Source organism: Rhodococcus sp. JS3073 (genome assembly GCF_026810085.1).
In the GTDB taxonomy this organism is placed as follows: domain Bacteria; phylum Actinomycetota; class Actinomycetes; order Mycobacteriales; family Mycobacteriaceae; genus Rhodococcus_F; species Rhodococcus_F wratislaviensis.
Map to the genome: position 1 here is coordinate 6144170 of NZ_CP113951.1, position 16443 is coordinate 6160612.

Below are 16443 nucleotides of genomic sequence, written 5' to 3' on the forward strand. Positions count from 1 at the left end.
GCATGACGGTAGCCTCTACGGTGAAAGTGCAACACGGGAGTCCCGGGGAACGTGGGGCTGAGAGGGGCTCACGCCGAGCCCGACCGTCATACCTGACCCGGATCATGCCGGCGCAGGAAGTGAGGTGGAGTTCAATGGCGAGATCGGTATCCGTCGTCGGAGGCGGAGTGATCGGCCTGTCCATTGCGTGGCGAGCAGCCCGCAACGGCTGGTCGGTGAAGCTGTACGACCCGTCGATCGGTTCGGGGGCGTCCTGGGTGGCGGGCGGCATGCTCGCCCCGTTGTCCGAGGGCTGGCCCGGCGAGGAGAGCGTCCTCGAACTGGGGAGCGCGTCGCTCGACCGGTGGCCCGAATTCGGGAAGGAACTCGAGGCCGGAGCCGGCGTCGAGCTGTTCACGTCGGAGAGTTCGCTCACCGTCGCGCTGGACGGCGCCGACGCGGAGGACCTGCGGACCATCGCCGAATGGGTGGGTGCCCAGGGGCGGGAACTGCAGATCCTGAACCGTGCCGAAGTGCGCGCCCTCGAGCCGATGCTGGGGCGCGGAGTCCGATTGGGACTCTTGGCCGTCGACGAACTGGCCGTGGACAACAGGTTGCTGTTGCAGGCGTTGCAGCGGTGCGCCGTCGACGCCGGAGTGGAGCTGATCGGGGAGGCCGTGCACAGCCTCGACCGGCTCGACACGGACCAGATCGTCGTCACCGCGGGCATCGCGTCCCCGGCCCTGTGGCCCGGGCTTCCGGTGCGCCCGGTGAAGGGCGAGATCCTGCGGTTGCGCTCGCGTCCGGGGGTGACTCCCGCACCGGGCCGCACCATCCGCGGCAGTGTGCACGGCAGGCCCGCCTACCTGGTTCCGCGAGCCGACGGCATCGTCGTCGGTGCCACCCAGTACGAGTCGGGCAACGACACGCAGGTCACGGTGGCCGGTGTGCGGGACCTGATCGCGGACGCCGAGGCGCTGATGCCCGCCATCGGCGAGTACGAACTGCGGGAGACCTCGGCGGGTCTGCGTCCGATGACCCCGGACAACCTGCCGCTGATCGGCCGGGTGTCCGATCGGGTCGTGGTGGCGACGGGACACGGCCGTAACGGCATCCTGCTCACCCCGGTGACCGCCGACGCGACGGTGGCATTGTTGGAGGGCTCGGCACTGGTCGAGGCGAAAGCCGCCGACCCCGAACGTTTCGAGAAAGTAGCGAGGTAGAGATGAGTGAGCAGCAAGTAGTGGTGCCGATCGGCATCAGCGTCAACGGTGAGGACCACGAGTTCACGGAACCGTTGACCGTCGCCGGGCTGCTGGAGGTGCTGAACCTGCCCACCAAGGGCATCGCGGTGGCCGTGAACGGCGCCGTGTTCCCGCGCGCCCGGTGGGACGAGCTCGTGGTCCGGGGCTGGGAGATCGAGATCCTCACGGCGGTGCAGGGTGGCTGACGCGACGCCCGGCGTGCAGAAGGGCCTCACGATCGCGGGCCGCACGTTCGGTTCACGGTTGATCATGGGCACCGGCGGCGCAGCCAACCTCACGGTGCTCGAAGAGGCGCTCGTCGCGTCCGGCACCGAGCTGACCACGGTCGCGATGCGCCGCGTCGACGCCGTCGGCGGCACCGGTGTGCTGGACCTGCTGCGCCGGCTCGACATCGCGCCGCTGCCCAACACCGCCGGGTGTCGCGGTGCTGCCGAGGCGGTGCTGACGGCGCAACTCGCCCGCGAGGCGCTCGAGACCGACTGGGTGAAGCTCGAGGTCATCGCCGACGAACGCACCCTGATGCCCGACGCCATCGAGTTGGTCAGCGCTGCAGAGCAACTGGTCGACGATGGTTTCATCGTCCTGCCGTACACCACCGACGACCCGGTTCTGGCCCGCAGGCTCGAGGACGTAGGCTGCGTGGCCGTGATGCCGCTGGGTTCGCCGATCGGCACCGGGCTCGGTATCGCGAACCCGCACAACATCGAGATGATCGTGGACGGTGCGGGGGTACCCGTCATCCTCGACGCCGGCATCGGGACGGCCAGCGACGCGACCCTCGCGATGGAACTCGGCTGCGATGCCGTGCTGCTGGCCACGGCTGTGACCAGGGCGAAGGACCCGGCACTCATGGCGTCGGCGATGCGCGGGGCCGTGGTGGCGGGCTACGAGGCGCGTCACGCGGGCCGCATTCCCAAGCGGTTCTGGGCGCAGGCGTCGTCGTAGTCCACGGGGTCGCGTCGGGGTCCCGCTCAGGGTCCGACCGGTACCAGGGGACGAGTCGGGTGTAGACCTGCGGCCGATGCGCGCCGGCCGCAGGTTCCGGCATCCTTCTCACCATGATTGAAGTGAGGGGACTTTCAAAGACCTTCGGTGCGACGAAGGCGGTGGACAACCTGACGTTCAACGTGAAGCCGGGTATGGTCACCGGCTTCCTCGGCCCGAACGGTGCAGGCAAATCGACGACGATGCGCATGATCCTCGGGCTGGACCGCCCCACGGCGGGCAGCGCGTTGATCGACGGCAAACCGTACAGCGACCTGGTGCAGCCGCTGCGGACGGTGGGGGCTCTGCTCGACGCTAAATGGGTGCACCCCAACCGCTCGGCCCGCGCCCATCTGCAGTGGATGGCGGCGTCCAACTCGCTGCCGAAGAGCCGGGTCGACGAGGTGCTGCACCTCGTCGGGCTCACCGAGGTGGCCGGGAAGAAGGCAGGCGGGTTCTCGCTGGGCATGTCCCAGCGACTGGGCCTGGCCGCCACGCTCCTCGGCGACCCGAAGGTGCTGCTGTTCGACGAGCCGGTGAACGGGCTCGACCCGGAGGGCATCGTCTGGATCCGGAAGTTCATGCAGCGCCTCGCCGCGGAGGGGCGCACGGTGCTGGTGTCGAGCCACCTGCTGTCCGAGATGGCGCTCACCGCCGAACATCTGGTGGTCATCGGCCGGGGGCGTCTGATCGCCGACACCACCGTGTCCGAGTTCGTCAGCAAGTCCTCGGAATCGACGGTGCGCGTGCGGAGCCCACAGCTGGACGCGCTGCGGAGCGCGCTGACGTCCAACGGGCTCACCGTGCGCGAGGACGGATCCGACGGGCAGCAGGCGCTCGTCGTGGTGGATTCGTCGACGGACGTCGTCGGCGGGATCGCCGGTTCGCAGGGCATCGTCCTGCACGAGTTGGCATCTCAGCGCGGATCGCTGGAGGACGCCTTCATGAAGTTGACCGGAGACGACGTGCAGTACCACGCAGAGGGCGTCGAAGATGTGATGAGGGGTGCACTGTAATGGCTGTTCTCAATGCCGAACGGATCAAGATCACGTCGACGAGGTCGCCGTGGTGGTGCACGGTCATCATCATCGTGCTGGGTCTCGGTCTCGCCGCGGTCATCGGGCTGAGCGCGAAGGCCAGCATCAACTCCTTCAACAACCAGATCGCCGACGGTAAGCAACCGGATTTCGATCCGTTCCTGCCGCAGATGTCGGACGCGGTCGGCGGTGTCTCCGGATTCGGCGTGCTGGTCCTGATGATCCTCGCGGCGCTCGCCGTGACCAGCGAATACCGGTTCGGCGTCATCCGCACCACGTTCCAGGCCATCCCGAACCGCGCGTCCGTCCTTGTCGCGAAGGCCGGCCTGATCGGCGCGTTCGGCGCCGTGCTGACGTTCGTACTCACCTTCGGCGCGTACGCCATCGCCAAGGCGACCGCGGGTGACGAGGCCGGAGCGGCGCTCACCTTGTCGGGTGACGACGCGTGGCGGTCGATCTACGGTGTCCCGATCTACGCGTTCCTGTGCGTGGTTCTCGCCGTGGGTGTCGGCACGCTGCTGCGTCAGTCGGCGGGCGCGATCGCCCTGCTGCTGCTGTGGCCGCTGCTGATCGAGAGCCTGTTCAACCTGTTCGGCTCGTTCGGCGAGAAGATCATGCCCTTCCTGCCGTTCCTCAACGCCAACAACTTCCTGGGGGCGCCGCAGGGGGTCGAATTCCACTGGGGCCCGTGGGGCAGCCTCGTGTACTTCGCGGTGTTCGTCTTCGTGATCTTCGGGGCCGGCCTGGTGGTCGTCAACAAGCGCGACGCCTGACACCCGATACAGTACTTTCGCCTCGCTCCTCCGCCAGGTGATCGTCGGGAGACCTGGCTGAGGGTGACAGCGGGGCGGGAGCCTGTGGGCCGGTGCGAAATCCATTCGCGCCGGCCCACAGGTGCTTCTGCGTTAGGCTCCCGACATGCGACTACGGGGAGCATTCACAGTCGGAGTGGCCGGTGCGATGATCTTGGCCGGGTGCTCGTCGACGAGCGAACCCGATTCGCCGCCGGTCGACGCGAGCGCTCTCGCCGCCTCGGTCACCGAGGGCGGCGTGGTGGGGCACCTGGAGCAACTGCAGACGATCGCCGAGAACAACAACGGTAACCGCGCGGCCGGAACCTCCGGCTACGACGCCAGTGTCGACTACGTCGCACAGGTGCTGGAAGACAAGGGCTTCGACGTCCAGACCCCGGAATTCGAGTTCCACAAGTTCGACGTCCGGACGGAGGCCCTCAGGTCCGGCGACCGTGACTTCGAGGTGCGTGCACTGTCGTACTCACCGTCCACCGGTCCGGAGGGGATCACCGCCCGCCTGGTGCCCGCACCCAAGGACGAGAGTCCGGGATGCGAGGTCACCGATTACGACGGCCTCGACGTGACCGGGGCGATCGTCCTCGTGAACCGCGGGGTGTGCCCGTTCGCCGCCAAGCAACAGTTGGCCTCCGAGCGCGGCGCGGCCGGCGTGATCGTCGTCAACAACGAGGACGGACCGATGAGCGGCGGAACCCTCGGCGACCCGGACGTGGGCAAGGTGCCCACTGGCGGGGTGAGCAAGGCGGACGGGGCCGCACTCGAGCAGGCCGGGGGTGACGTCACCCTCACACTCGACACCACCACCGAGTCGAGCACCGCTCGCAACGTCATCGCCCAGACGAAGACCGGCTCGGCCGAGGACGTCGTGATGGTCGGCGCCCACCTGGACAGCGTCCCGGACGGTCCCGGCATCAACGACAACGGCACCGGCGTCGCCGCGACCCTCGAAACGGCCGTACAACTCGGCGGTTCCCCCGACATCGACAACGCGGTGCGCTTCGCGTTCTGGGGCGCCGAGGAACTGGGTCTGCTCGGTTCGGAGGCCTACGTGAACAGCCTCAGTGAGGACCAGCGGAACGACATCGCGCTGTACCTCAACTTCGACATGCTCGGTTCCGTGAATGCCGGCTACCTGGCGTATGACGGCGACAACTCCGACAACGTCGGCGAGGGGCCCGGACCCGAAGGCTCCGCGGGCATCGAACGCACGTTCACCGAGTTCCTGCAGAGCAAGGGCGTCGCCGCGGACGGCACGGACTTCGACGGCCGATCCGACTACGGTCCGTTCATCGAGCACGGCATCCCGTCGGGCGGCGTGTTCAGCGGCGCCGACGAAACGAAGACGCCGGAGCAGGCGCAGAAGTGGGGCGGCACCCCGGGTGTGGTGTACGACGAGAACTACCACAGTGCGACCGACACCCTCGAGAACGTGAACCGGGCTGCGCTCGCCGAGAATGCCGCCGCGGTCGCATACGCCGTCGGGGTGTACGCGGAGTCCCTCGCCGGACCGAACGGCGTCCCCACCGGGGCGGACCGGGAGAAGGCGCGGGCGGCGGAGTGATGTCCGATTCGTCACGGGTTTGTGCATGTGACGCTGGGTTACCCTTACTCTCGTGAGCGACGACCCGGCCGACGAGAACAGTGCCGAACTCGACGCTGCGCAAACACCGAAACGAGGCGACAAGGTTCTGGGCTGGGTGGGATCGGTGAACCGTCAGCCGCAGCTGATCGAGGGGCTGCGGAGGGTCCGTCGCGCCCTGCCCGGGGATCCCGCGTTCGGCGACCCACTGTCGACGGCAGGACCCGGAAGCGCACGGGCCATCGCCCGCGTCGCGGATCGCTTCCTCGACCACCAGCCGGGTGCGTCCCGCGAGATGAGCCTCGGGGCGCTGCAGGTGTGGCAGGCACTGCTCGAGCGCACCGGACGCGGTCGGGGAACGCAGGAGGTGACCATCGTCTTCACCGACCTGGTCGGGTTCTCCAGTTGGTCGCTGCCCGCCGGCGACAGCGCCACCCTCGCCCTGCTGCGCGACGTCGCCCGTGCTGTCGAGACCCCCATCGTCGACCGGGGCGGACATGTGGTGAAACGCCTGGGGGACGGTGTGATGGCCGTCTTTCCCAGCCCGGACCGCGCGATCGACGCCGTCTTCGCCGCACGGGAAGCGCTCGCGGACGTGGAGGTGGACGGCTACCGCCCCCGCATGCGCGTCGGCATCCACACCGGTGTTCCCCGGCAGATCGGCAGCGACTGGCTCGGCGTGGACGTGACGATCGCGGCGCGCATGATGGAACTGGGCGGCGACGGCAACGTGATGGCGTCGTCCGCCACGCTGGAGAGTCTGCAGCCGGGCACCCTCGACGAACTGGGTGTCGGCGTCAAACCGTGGCGACGCGCCTTCTTCGCCCCCGCGCCCAACGGGGTGCCCTCCGACCTCGGTATCTGGCGGTTGCGGCTCCGCCGCCCGTGAGTACTTCTCAACCGCCGGACGTTAAGAAGTACTCACGAGTGACGGAGCCGCCACAGGGGGGAGACGGGGCCGTGACCGGCGCCCAGGTCGTACGACGCCTCCAGGCACTTGGTGACCCATTCCTTGCCGAACGCCACCGCATCGGGCACGGACCACCCGTGGGCGAGAGCGCTCGCGATGGCGGCCGCGAGGGTGTCGCCGCCGCCGTGGTCGTTGCCGGTGTCGATGCGGGGACTGCTGAACTCGCGGAACGTGTCGCCGTCGAACAGCAGATCGGTGCTCGACGCCGACGTCCGGAGATGCCCGCCCTTCACGATCGACCACTGGGCCCCGAGCGCGTGCAGCGCCTCGGCGGCCCGGCGCGCGGTCGCGTCGTCCACCACCTCGATGCCGGTGATCAATCGGATCTCGTCGAGGTTCGGGGTGACCACCGTGGCGATCGGGATCAGCGTGTTCCGCACGGCGTCCAGCGCCTCGGCGTGCAGGAGCGGATCTCCGTGCATCGACGCGCACACCGGGTCGACGACCAGCGGGACCGGTTGGTCGCGGCCGATCCCGACCTCGGTGCACACGGCGGCGACGGCCTCGATGATGGCCGTCGACGCCAGCATGCCCGTCTTCGCTGCCCCGACCCCGATGTCGTCGACGACGCACCGCACCTGCGCGGCCACCGTCTCCGGCGGAATCTCGTGGAAACCGCTGACGCCCACCGAGTTCTGCACCGTCACCGCGGCGACCGCGACGCATGCGTGGACGCCGCACAGCGCCATCGTCCGCGAGTCGGCCTGGATCCCGGCGCCGCCGCCGGAATCGGTGCCGGCGATGGTGAGGACTCGGACGGGGGTCTGGCCGTCGGGGGTCAGGGGCAGCAGCTTCACGAAGGGGACCTTACCGATTCTCTGAGGTGACGGATTCGACGGGCAGATACACGCGACCACCTGCGTCGACGAACTCGCTCGACTTCTCGGCCATTCCCGCCTCGATGGCTTCGACCGAATCGAGTCCGTGTTGCTGCGCGTACTCACGCACGTCGGCGGAGATCCGCATCGAACAGAACTTCGGGCCGCACATCGAGCAGAAGTGGGCCGTCTTCGCCGGTTCGGCCGGCAGCGTCTCGTCGTGGAACTCCCGCGCGGTATCCGGGTCGAGGGACAGCGCGAACTGGTCGTGCCAGCGGAATTCGAACCGGGCCTTCGACAGCGCGTCGTCGCGCTCCTGCGCCCGAGGATGCTGCTTCGCGAGGTCCGCGGCGTGCGCCGCGATCTTGTACGTGATGACCCCGGTCTTGACGTCGTCCCGATTCGGCAGTCCGAGGTGTTCCTTGGGGGTCACGTAGCAGAGCATCGCGGTGCCCGCCTGCGCGATCATCGCCGCGCCGATCGCGGACGTGATGTGGTCGTACGCCGGCGCGATGTCGGTGGCGAGCGGCCCGAGGGTGTAGAACGGCGCCTCCTCGCACAACTCCTCCTCGAGGCGCACGTTCTCGACGATCTTGTGCATCGGCACGTGCCCAGGGCCTTCGATCATCACCTGCACCCCATGCGATTTCGCGATCCCCGTGAGCTCGCCGAGGGTGCGCAATTCCGCGAACTGGGCCTCGTCGTTGGCGTCCGCGATGGAGCCGGGGCGCAGACCGTCACCGAGCGAGAACGTGACGTCGTAGCGGTGGAGGATCTCGCACAGCTCGTCGAAGTGGGTGTACAGGAACGACTCCCGGTGGTGGGCCAGGCACCAGGCCGCCATGATCGACCCACCACGGGAGACGATGCCGGTGACGCGGCGCGCGGTCAGTGGAATGTAGCGGAGCAGCACACCGGCGTGGACCGTCATGTAGTCGACGCCCTGCTCGCACTGTTCGATCACGGTGTCGCGGTAGATCTCCCACGTGAGCGCGGTCGGGTCGCCGCCGACCTTCTCGAGCGCCTGATAGATCGGCACCGTTCCCACGGGCACAGGCGAATTACGCAGAATCCATTCCCGTGTCTCGTGGATGTTCTTGCCGGTGGACAGGTCCATGATGGTGTCCGCGCCCCACCGCGTCGCCCACACCATCTTCTCGACCTCTTCCGCGATCGACGACGTGACCGCGCTGTTGCCGATGTTCGCGTTGATCTTCACCCCGAAAGCCTTGCCGATGATCATCGGCTCGAGTTCGGGATGGCAGCGGTTGGCGGGGATCACGGCGCGTCCCGCCGCGACCTCGGTGCGCACGGTTTCGGATGAAACGCCCTCGCGTGCAGCGCAATACTGCATCTCAGGGGTGACGACGCCGGCGCGGGCGGCGTCGAGTTGGGTGCCTTCGCGGTCGGCGATCCACGGCGCGCGCAGATGCGGCAGTCCCGCTTCCAGGTCGATGGTGGCGTCCGCATCGGTGTACGGACCCGACGTGTCGTACACGTCGAGGTGCTCACCGTTGGTGAGGTGGACGCGCCGGACCGGCACCCGGACGTCGTCGCCCGACAGCAGGTACTGCTTGGTGCTGCCCTCGATCGGTCCCGTGGTGACGGACGTGGCTGTAGATACGTTTGTGCTCATCGATGATGCTCCCTACGCCGGCATTACCCGGACAGGTTCGACGGTCGACGGCCCTAGCCGTCCTCTCAGCCCGCTGGTGCGAGCCCCCGTGGATGTGTAGTTGTCCCGCAAACTGTAACCGAGATCTCTCTGAGTAAACATTCGGGTGAAACTTGGACAGCGGTTCCCGGCATCGGTATAAAGGGTGATGAACATCACATTTCGATTACGACACATACCCCCAGGAGATAGCCATGCTGACGGACGCGCAGGTTGTGGACGTGATCGACAACGCCGATCAGAACCGATTCGAGTTACGACTGAGTGGTGACCTGGTCGGCATCCTCGGGTATTTCGACCTCGCGGACACGCCGCCCGGCGCCGGTGCCGGCGTGGGAGTGGTGGCCGCCCGGCCGCCGGGCCCGAAGAGCCGGGGGCGGCAGGCACCCGTGGTCTCGTTCATGCACACGGTGATCGTGGAGGACTTCGGTCACCGCGGACTCGCCGCCCTCATGGTGGGTCGCTCCCTCGACCTCGCCCGCGGGTACGGCTGGAAGGTGCGGCCCGTGTGCACGTACGTGCAGCGCTTCGTCTCGGCGCACCCCGAGTACCGCGACCTCGTCGTCCCGGTGGAGGGCTGACGGCGGTCGGGGCACGAATCGAGCACTCGTCGGCAACGAAACGGTTGCGGGGGCGGCGATTCCGCTCGCGAGGATGCCGCCTTACTGATTCCATGAGTGGCATGGATCACATTTCGAACAGTTCCGAGTCGCCGGGGAACATCGCGGCCGCTGATGCTCGCGTGCTCGACAACCCTGCCCACGAACGATTCGATCTGTGGCTGGGGGACGAGTTGGTCGGCATCCTCGGCTATCGGGACGAGGACGACATCCCCGGATTCACCGCCAAGCCCGGCGAGGTGGTCGCATTCATGCACACGGTCGTCAAGGAAGAGTTCGGTGGGCGCGGACTGGCCGCGTTCCTCGTGGGCGAGGCGTTGGACTCGGCACGTCGGCGAGGATGGAAGGTCCGTCCCATCTGCACGTATGTCCAGCGTTACCTGGCGCTGAATCCGCAGCATCTCGACGTGCTGATTGCCGGGTAGCCCCGCTTTCGAGAGCACTGCTCTTGCCATCTGCGGCTCCGCTGTGAATACTGCTCTGTATAGAGAGCAGTGCTCACGCTCGAAGGAGTCGTCATGACCGTGTCGGATCGGATCGAGAGTCGTACCGGGGTCGCAGGGACCTGCGCCGCAGTGCTGTTCGCCGTGGCCGGCGCCTTGTTCGTCGTCTACCCCGTGGTGCGTCCCTACGCGGCGGGCGGGGCCCCCGACGGACGGGCCGAGTTCGCCTCACCGTGGTGGCTCGTCGCCCACCTCGCCGCCGTCGGTGGATTCATCGCGTTCGGTCTTGCGCTCGTCGCGCTCAGCGGCCTGCTGAAGGGGACGGGTGGCGAACGAGCGGCGGTGGTCTCCTTGGCGGCGTCGTGGATCGGGATCGGGCTGACGCTGCCCTACTACGGTGCCGAAACGTTCGCGCTGTACGCCCTGGGCGGCAGCAGCCTGGACGAGGGGGCCGTCACGACCCTCGCCGAGAGCGTGCGGATGGGCGCGGCCCAGGCGACGCTGTTCGCCGCAGGACTGTTACTCGTCGCGGTCGGCGCTGGCGCGGCCGCCGTCGCGATCGCCCGATCCCGACTGCTCGCCGGGTGGGCGGGGATCCCGATGGCAGTGGGGTTCGCGCTGTTCATCCCGCAGTTCTACGTCGACGCCCCACTGCGCATCGGGCACGGAGTGCTCATCGGGTTCGGGTGCGCGGTCGTGGCGCTCGGTGTGCTGCGTTCTCAGTCGCCGAGGTCGACGATGACCGGTGCATGATCGCTGGCGCCCTTGCCCTTGCGTTCGTTGCGGTCGATCTCGGCCTTGTCGACGCGGCCGGCGAGGGCAGGCGATCCCAGGACGAAGTCGATGCGCATTCCCTGCTTCTTCGGGAACCGCAACTGGGTGTAATCCCAGTAGGTGTAGACACCCGGCCCCGGGGTGTGCGGCCGGACGACGTCGGCGAACCCCGATTCGACGAAGGCCTGGAAGGCCTCACGCTCGGGGGCGGACGTGTGGGTCTTGCCCTCGAACAGCGCCGGATCCCAGACGTCCTCGTCGGTGGGGGCCACGTTCCAATCGCCGACCAGCGCGATCTGCGCGTCCGGGTTCTGCTCCAGCCACCCGACCGCGTCGGTGTGCAACTTCGCCAGCCAGTCGAGCTTGTACGTGTAGTGCGGATCGGTCAGCTCACGGCCGTTGGGGACGTACAGGCTCCAGATGCGGACGCCGTTGCACGTGGCGCCGATGGCGCGGGCTTCCTGCGCGGGCGCGACCTCCGGGTCCTTGTGGAAACCGGGCTGATCCTCGAACCCGATCTGTACGTCGTCGAGACCGACGCGGGACGCGATCGCGACCCCGTTCCACTGGCTGAGGCCCACGTGCGCGATCTCGTAGCCCAGTTCGCGGAAACGCTCGTACGGGAACTGCTCGTCCTTGCACTTGGTTTCCTGCATCGCCAGCACGTCGACGTCGGACCGCTGGAGCCAGTCCAGGATCCGGTCGGTACGGGCACGAACAGAGTTCACGTTCCAGGTTGCGATGCGCACGGCAGCCACCCTAGCGGCCGTCGCCGACAGGTTGTCAGCCGACAGGTTCGGTGGCGTAGCGGTACCGGTGGTGCGCCACGAAGCCGAGGTTGCGGTACATCGCCTGCGCACCCTCGTTCTCGACGGCGACCTGCAGGCACGCGTGGGTCGCGCCCTGTTCGCGTCCCCAGTTGATCATGTCGCCGCAGATGAGGCTGCCGATCCCGTGGCGGCGGTGAGCCTCCGCGACCTCGACCGCGGTGAGCCCGACCCACCGGCGGTCGTCGGGGGCGGACGTGACGGATCCGCGGGCGACGGCGAGGAGCGTCGAGTCGGCGGCGCCGATCCGGCCGAACCCGAGGGTGCCGCCGCGGACCGAGTCCAGCACGTCGACCGCGAAGTCGGGGAGCGCGGACCCGCGGTAGCGGTAGAGGGCGAGCCAGTCCGGGTCGGGGTGATCGGTGACGGTGGTGGTTCGTGGGCCCTCGGGCAGGGCCAGGTTGTCGATGTCGGCCGCCATCACGACCACTTCGTCGCTGACGTTCCAGCCGAGCGGTACCTCGCCCAGCCGGTCGGGGATCAGCAACCGCAGCGGGCGGTCGCGCTCGGCGTACCACTCGCGCAGGCGGTCGAGCGTGCCGCCGGGGGAGAGATCGTCCAGACTGCCGACCGACCCACGGTCGCCGAGCGGGGCCGCCGAGTTGGCGCGTCCGGTGAAGCCGTGACCGTAGCGGGCGAGCCACCCGTCGATCCACGTGTGCTCGACACCCGGCCAGCCGTCGGCCGAGGCCAGTTCGAGGGATCGGATCTCGCTCGCGCGCACCGGCCGTGCGGGGACGGCCTTCAGCGCGATCACCCGCTCCGGATCCACCTCGACGACGGAGCCGTCCGCGGCGCGGACGACCACCACCGGTTCGACGCTCTCCAGCACCCCGATGACATCGGTCATCGGATGGCTGTGGCCGGGCGGCAGCTGATATCGCAGCACCACCCGGCTTCCCAGCGGAATGTCAGTCGTCATGCCCGAACGGGTCTTCGACCGTTCCCGGCACCCAGCTGAGACCGGGCACTCCCCAGCCGGCGCGCTTGATGGTCTTCTTGGCGGCGCGCGCGTTGCGGCCGATCAGCATGTCGACGTAGAGGAAGCCGTCGAGGTGACCGACCTCGTGCTGCAGCATGCGGGCGAAGAAGCCGCGTCCCTCGATCTCGACGGCGTTGCCGTCGGCGTCGGTGCCGGTGACCTTCGCCCATTCGGCCCGTCCGGTGGGGAACTGCTCGCCCGGAACCGACAGGCAACCCTCGACGTCGTCGTCCGGGTCCGGCATGGTCTCGGGTCGTTCCGATGTTTCGAGGACCGGGTTGACGACGCAACCCCGGCGGCGGAGCGCCGTGCCGTCTCCGTCGATGTCGGGGCAGTCGTAGACGAACAACCGCAGCGGCAGGCCGACCTGGTTGGCGGCGAGCCCGACGCCGTTGGCGGCGTCCATCGTGTCGTACATGTCGGCGATGATCTCAGCGAGTTCCGCAGGTGACTGGGACACTGCCTCGGTCGGTTCGTGCAATACCGGGTCGCCCACGATCCGGATGGGGAGGATGGCCATGGTCGTCAAGGATAGTGCGGCGCGCCCGAGCCGTTCGCACTGCCCGCGGCGTTCGTCATGGTTGAATAGTCGCTGAAGAACAGCGGTGTAATTCGTTGCTCGGTCGGCCACGCGATCGAGGAGCCGGGGGAACGTGGTTTCGCTGAGGTCGAGCGAGAGCTAGTAGTCGAGGAGTGAGATGGACGGCGCAACAGCGCGTAGTCGGAACCAGTCCGAGCGCATCGACGGCGACAACTCGGCGGGGGTCAAGGACGTCGGCGACGACGGCCTCTCGCGTCGGGAGCACGACATCCTGTCCTTCGAACGCCAATGGTGGAAGTACGCCGGCGCGAAGGAAGAAGCGATCAAAGAGCTGTTCGACATGTCCGCCACCAGGTACTACCAGGTTCTCAACGCGCTGGTGGACCGGCCGGAGGCGCTCGCCGCCGACCCGATGCTCGTGAAGCGGCTGCGACGGCTGCGCGCAAGCAGGCAGAAGGCCCGCGCCGCCCGTCGCCTCGGGTTCGACGTCACGTAGCACCCGGTGGCTAAGGTCGACATCGTGAGTACTCCGAAACCCGAATCGTCCGGCCCGCCGTTACGTGCCCTCGCGATGGTGCTGATCGCCCTCGCGATTCTGTTCGCGGGTCTCGGGTTCGCCTCCCTGGGAGGCTCGGACTCGGAGGAGACCGCCGCCACCGTCACGACCACGGCGGCCGCCACGACCACCGCCGCCGCGCGCCCGACGACGGCCGCCGGAGCAGCGGGCGCCACCTCGGCTTCCGCGGCGAGCACCACGTCCGGCGCCTCGAGCACCTCGAAGTCCGCCGACGCGGCGTCGGTCCCGGTGCGGGTGCTCAACAACAGCAACGTCACCGGTCTCGCGAGCCAGACGGCCACCGAACTGATGTCCTCGGGGTGGACGGTGTCGGAAACGGGTAACTACAGCGACGGCACCATCTCCGAAACCACGGTGTACTACGGGACTTCCGCCGCTGAGAAGGAAGCGGCAACGGAGATCGCCGCGCAGCTCGGGGTGTCGGCCCAGCCGCGGTTCCCGGGTATCGCGAATTCGTCTGCGGGTGTGATCGTGATCGTCACCTCCGCGCAGTAGACCGGACGGTCGGTGCACCATCGCCGCGGTTATGATCAGATGCACTTCTTCGCCACCTCAAAGGAGCGGTTTGATGGCCTCGAGTTCTACCCGTCGGATGTCCTGGCGCATTGTCACCCCGGTGGTGGCCATTGCAGCACTCGGACTGACCGCCTGCAGTAACAACGAGGAGCCGACCGACGTTCCCGGCACCACTCCTCCCGTCTGGACCGGCGCCGCCGATCCCAGCGCCGCAGGCGTTCCCGGCGACGCCGAGAGCGGTTCGGGTGAATCCGCCGAGAGCGGCGCGGTCAGCGCGGCGCTGAAGAACGCCGAGGGCGAGGACGTGGGTACCGCCACGTTCAAGCAGGCAGGCAGTCACGTCGAGGTCACCGTTTCCGTCAAGGATCAGACGCCCGGCTTCCACGGTTTCCACGTGCACTCCGTCGGAAAGTGTGAGACGAACTCCGTGGCACCCACCGGCGGTGCGCCCGGAAACTTCCTGTCCGCGGGCGGGCACTTCCAGGCCGAAGGTCACTCGGGCCACCCCGCGAGTGGCGACCTCACCTCGCTGCAGGTTCTGGCCGACGGCACGGCCGAGTTGGTCACCACCACCGACGCCTTCACGGTCGAGGACCTGAAGAACGGCGACAGCGGCACCGCGGTCATGATCCACTCGGGTTCCGACAATTTCGCCAACATCCCCACTCGTTACGCACCCGCCCCCGATCAGGAAACCCTGAACACCGGGGACGCAGGCTCGCGCGTGGCCTGCGGTGTCATCGGCGCCAGCTGAGCCGCGTGACATCCCGGCTTCGGCCGGGATGTCGGTGCGCTGCCGCGCACTGCGGCCTGTGGTTGGATCGAAACCGTGGTAGTTCCCTTTCCCGGTTCGCCGCGGCCGACGCTGGGTGTCGAGTGGGAGATCGCGCTGGTCGACAGGGTCACGCGGGATCTCTCCAACACGGCCGCGGAAGTGTTCGACGCGGTGGCGAGTCTCGCCGGTCCCGAGGATCCGAGGATCACCAAGGAGTTGCTGCGCAACACCGTCGAACTGGTCACCGGGATCCACTCCACCGTCGGTGAGGCGATGGACGACCTCGACGAGTCGCTCGACCTGCTGCGGCGGGCGGCGAACCCGCTCGGCGTCGATCTCATCTGCGCGGGCACCCACCCGTTTGCGCAGTGGTCGACCCAATTGGTGACGCGCACACCGGATTACGACGAGCTGATCGAACGCACCCAGTGGTGGGGCCGTCAGATGCTCATCTGGGGTGTGCACGTCCACGTCGGTGTGTCCTCGCCGCAGAAGGTGTTCCCGATCCTCAATGCGCTGTTGCAGCGGTACCCGCATCTGCTCGCGCTGTCCGCGTCCTCGCCGATGTGGGCCGGCGTCAACACCGGGTACGCGAGTAACCGTGCGCTGATGTTCCAGCAACTCCCCACCGCGGGGTTGCCGTACCAGTTCGCGAATTGGGGGCAGTACGAGGACTTCATCAGCGACCAGATGAAGACCGGTGTGATCACCAAGATCGGCGGGATGCACTGGGACATCCGGCCGGCGCCGCGGTGGGGCACCATCGAGGTCCGCGTCTTCGACGGCATCTCCACCCGCGCCGAACTCAGTTCCCTCGTCGCGCTCGTGCACTGCCTGATCGTCGACCTGGACCGGCGTTTCGAGGCGGGCGAGAACCTGCCCAACCTGCAGCCGTGGCACGTGAAGGAGAACAAGTGGCGGGCCGCGCGGTACGGGCTCGACGCCGAGATCATCCTCGACGAGGACAGCAACGAGCGGCTCGTCACCGACGACCTGAACGACCTGCTCGAGAAGCTGGCCCCGACCGCCGTGCGTCTCGGCTGCGCGGACGAACTGGCCGCGGTCGCGGAGATTCCCCGCCGGGGTGCGTCCTACCAGCGGCAACGTCAGGTCGCGGAGGCGACCGGCGGTGACCTGGTGGCTGTGGTCGATGCGCTGGTGAAGGAGCTCGGGACCTGAAAGACGGTCTCGGGCAGGACACTCGTCCACTTCCCGTTCACGTGTTGTTTACACTTGGCGGGTGTCGATCGACGATGTTGCCGTTATGCG

Annotated in this window: 19 protein-coding genes and 2 riboswitches; of the genes, 14 read left to right on the forward strand and 5 right to left on the reverse strand. The window is 68.1% G+C overall.

What is annotated here, in order from left to right; genetic code table 11:
- The first annotated feature begins 23 nt into the window (after positions 1 to 23).
- A riboswitch (TPP riboswitch) is annotated at positions 24 to 136 on the forward strand.
- The 7 genes from thiO to OYT95_RS27760 all read left to right on the forward strand — a co-directional run bounded on the left by thiO (position 135) and on the right by OYT95_RS27760 (position 6545).
- Entirely contained in the window at positions 135 to 1202 is a 1068-nt protein-coding gene (gene thiO / locus OYT95_RS27730; protein WP_037240870.1) for a glycine oxidase ThiO, read from the forward strand. (Overlaps the previous riboswitch by 2 nt.)
- Before the next feature lie 2 nt (positions 1203 to 1204).
- A complete protein-coding gene (gene thiS, locus OYT95_RS27735) occupies positions 1205 to 1429 on the forward strand; it encodes a sulfur carrier protein ThiS (protein ID WP_037240872.1) in 225 nt (74 codons plus the stop codon).
- Complete coding sequence (locus OYT95_RS27740; RefSeq protein WP_128641507.1) at positions 1422 to 2189, forward strand: thiazole synthase; 768 nt, start codon at positions 1422 to 1424, stop codon at positions 2187 to 2189. Before thiS ends, OYT95_RS27740 begins: the two co-directional genes overlap by 8 nt.
- Positions 2190 to 2302: 113 nt before the next feature.
- A complete protein-coding gene (locus tag OYT95_RS27745) occupies positions 2303 to 3244 on the forward strand; it encodes an ABC transporter ATP-binding protein (RefSeq protein ID WP_011594987.1) in 942 nt (313 codons plus the stop codon).
- On the forward strand, positions 3244 to 4038 hold the full coding sequence (locus tag OYT95_RS27750; protein WP_037240603.1) for an ABC transporter permease: 795 nt from the start codon (positions 3244 to 3246) through the stop codon (positions 4036 to 4038). The genes OYT95_RS27745 and OYT95_RS27750 overlap by 1 nt, the downstream gene beginning before the upstream one ends.
- Before the next feature lie 145 nt (positions 4039 to 4183).
- A complete protein-coding gene (locus OYT95_RS27755) occupies positions 4184 to 5638 on the forward strand; it encodes a M20/M25/M40 family metallo-hydrolase (protein ID WP_174484725.1) in 1455 nt (484 codons plus the stop codon).
- Between the two features lie 52 nt (positions 5639 to 5690).
- Complete coding sequence (locus tag OYT95_RS27760; RefSeq protein WP_268789669.1) at positions 5691 to 6545, forward strand: adenylate/guanylate cyclase domain-containing protein; 855 nt, start codon at positions 5691 to 5693, stop codon at positions 6543 to 6545.
- Between the two features lie 32 nt (positions 6546 to 6577).
- Here the strand turns inward: OYT95_RS27760 and thiD are convergent, their stop codons facing one another.
- Both thiD and thiC read right to left on the reverse strand, forming a co-directional pair.
- A complete protein-coding gene (thiD, locus tag OYT95_RS27765; RefSeq protein ID WP_268789670.1) occupies positions 6578 to 7423 on the reverse strand; it encodes a bifunctional hydroxymethylpyrimidine kinase/phosphomethylpyrimidine kinase in 846 nt (281 codons plus the stop codon).
- A gap of 10 nt (positions 7424 to 7433) precedes the next feature.
- Entirely contained in the window at positions 7434 to 9080 is a 1647-nt protein-coding gene (thiC, locus tag OYT95_RS27770; RefSeq protein WP_268789671.1) for a phosphomethylpyrimidine synthase ThiC, read from the reverse strand.
- Positions 9073 to 9180: riboswitch (TPP riboswitch) on the reverse strand. It overlaps the preceding gene by 8 nt.
- Positions 9181 to 9313: 133 nt before the next feature.
- On the opposite strand from thiC, the gene OYT95_RS27775 reads away from it, so the two are divergent.
- The 3 genes from OYT95_RS27775 to OYT95_RS27785 all read left to right on the forward strand — a co-directional run bounded on the left by OYT95_RS27775 (position 9314) and on the right by OYT95_RS27785 (position 10935).
- Positions 9314 to 9700 carry a GNAT family N-acetyltransferase gene (locus tag OYT95_RS27775; RefSeq protein ID WP_037240670.1) on the forward strand — a complete coding sequence of 129 codons (387 nt, stop codon included), beginning with the start codon at positions 9314 to 9316 and terminating at the stop codon, positions 9698 to 9700.
- 101 nt (positions 9701 to 9801) lie between these two features.
- A complete protein-coding gene (locus OYT95_RS27780) occupies positions 9802 to 10164 on the forward strand; it encodes a GNAT family N-acetyltransferase (protein WP_112300979.1) in 363 nt (120 codons plus the stop codon).
- Positions 10165 to 10257: 93 nt separating this feature from the next.
- Entirely contained in the window at positions 10258 to 10935 is a 678-nt protein-coding gene (locus OYT95_RS27785; protein WP_268789673.1) for a hypothetical protein, read from the forward strand.
- Here the strand turns inward: OYT95_RS27785 and OYT95_RS27790 are convergent.
- From OYT95_RS27790 to OYT95_RS27800, 3 genes are read right to left on the reverse strand one after another with little or no spacing between them, the layout of a single operon-like run.
- Positions 10902 to 11705 (reverse strand): exodeoxyribonuclease III, encoded by an 804-nt coding sequence (locus tag OYT95_RS27790; RefSeq protein WP_112300906.1) that lies wholly within the window; start codon positions 11703 to 11705, stop codon positions 10902 to 10904. The two genes, OYT95_RS27785 and OYT95_RS27790, sit on opposite strands and share 34 nt — an antisense overlap.
- Before the next feature lie 34 nt (positions 11706 to 11739).
- Positions 11740 to 12705 carry an N-acetylglutamate synthase, CG3035 family gene (locus OYT95_RS27795; RefSeq protein ID WP_268789674.1) on the reverse strand — a complete coding sequence of 322 codons (966 nt, stop codon included), beginning with the start codon at positions 12703 to 12705 and terminating at the stop codon, positions 11740 to 11742.
- A complete protein-coding gene (locus OYT95_RS27800; RefSeq protein ID WP_037240624.1) occupies positions 12695 to 13285 on the reverse strand; it encodes a peptide deformylase in 591 nt (196 codons plus the stop codon). The genes OYT95_RS27795 and OYT95_RS27800 overlap by 11 nt, the downstream gene beginning before the upstream one ends.
- Positions 13286 to 13463: 178 nt before the next feature.
- Between OYT95_RS27800 and OYT95_RS27805 the strand changes: the two genes are divergently transcribed.
- The 4 genes from OYT95_RS27805 (at position 13464) to OYT95_RS27820 (ending at position 16353) form a co-directional block, all read left to right on the forward strand.
- Positions 13464 to 13802 (forward strand): DUF3263 domain-containing protein, encoded by a 339-nt coding sequence (locus tag OYT95_RS27805; protein ID WP_011594977.1) that lies wholly within the window; start codon positions 13464 to 13466, stop codon positions 13800 to 13802.
- A gap of 24 nt (positions 13803 to 13826) precedes the next feature.
- A complete protein-coding gene (locus OYT95_RS27810) occupies positions 13827 to 14378 on the forward strand; it encodes a LytR C-terminal domain-containing protein (RefSeq protein ID WP_005251740.1) in 552 nt (183 codons plus the stop codon).
- A gap of 73 nt (positions 14379 to 14451) precedes the next feature.
- Positions 14452 to 15153, forward strand: coding sequence for a superoxide dismutase[Cu-Zn] (gene sodC / locus OYT95_RS27815; RefSeq protein ID WP_268789675.1), 702 nt, complete (start codon positions 14452 to 14454; stop codon positions 15151 to 15153).
- 75 nt (positions 15154 to 15228) lie between these two features.
- Entirely contained in the window at positions 15229 to 16353 is a 1125-nt protein-coding gene (locus OYT95_RS27820) for a glutamate--cysteine ligase (RefSeq protein WP_037240630.1), read from the forward strand.
- Positions 16354 to 16443: the final 90 nt, after the last annotated feature.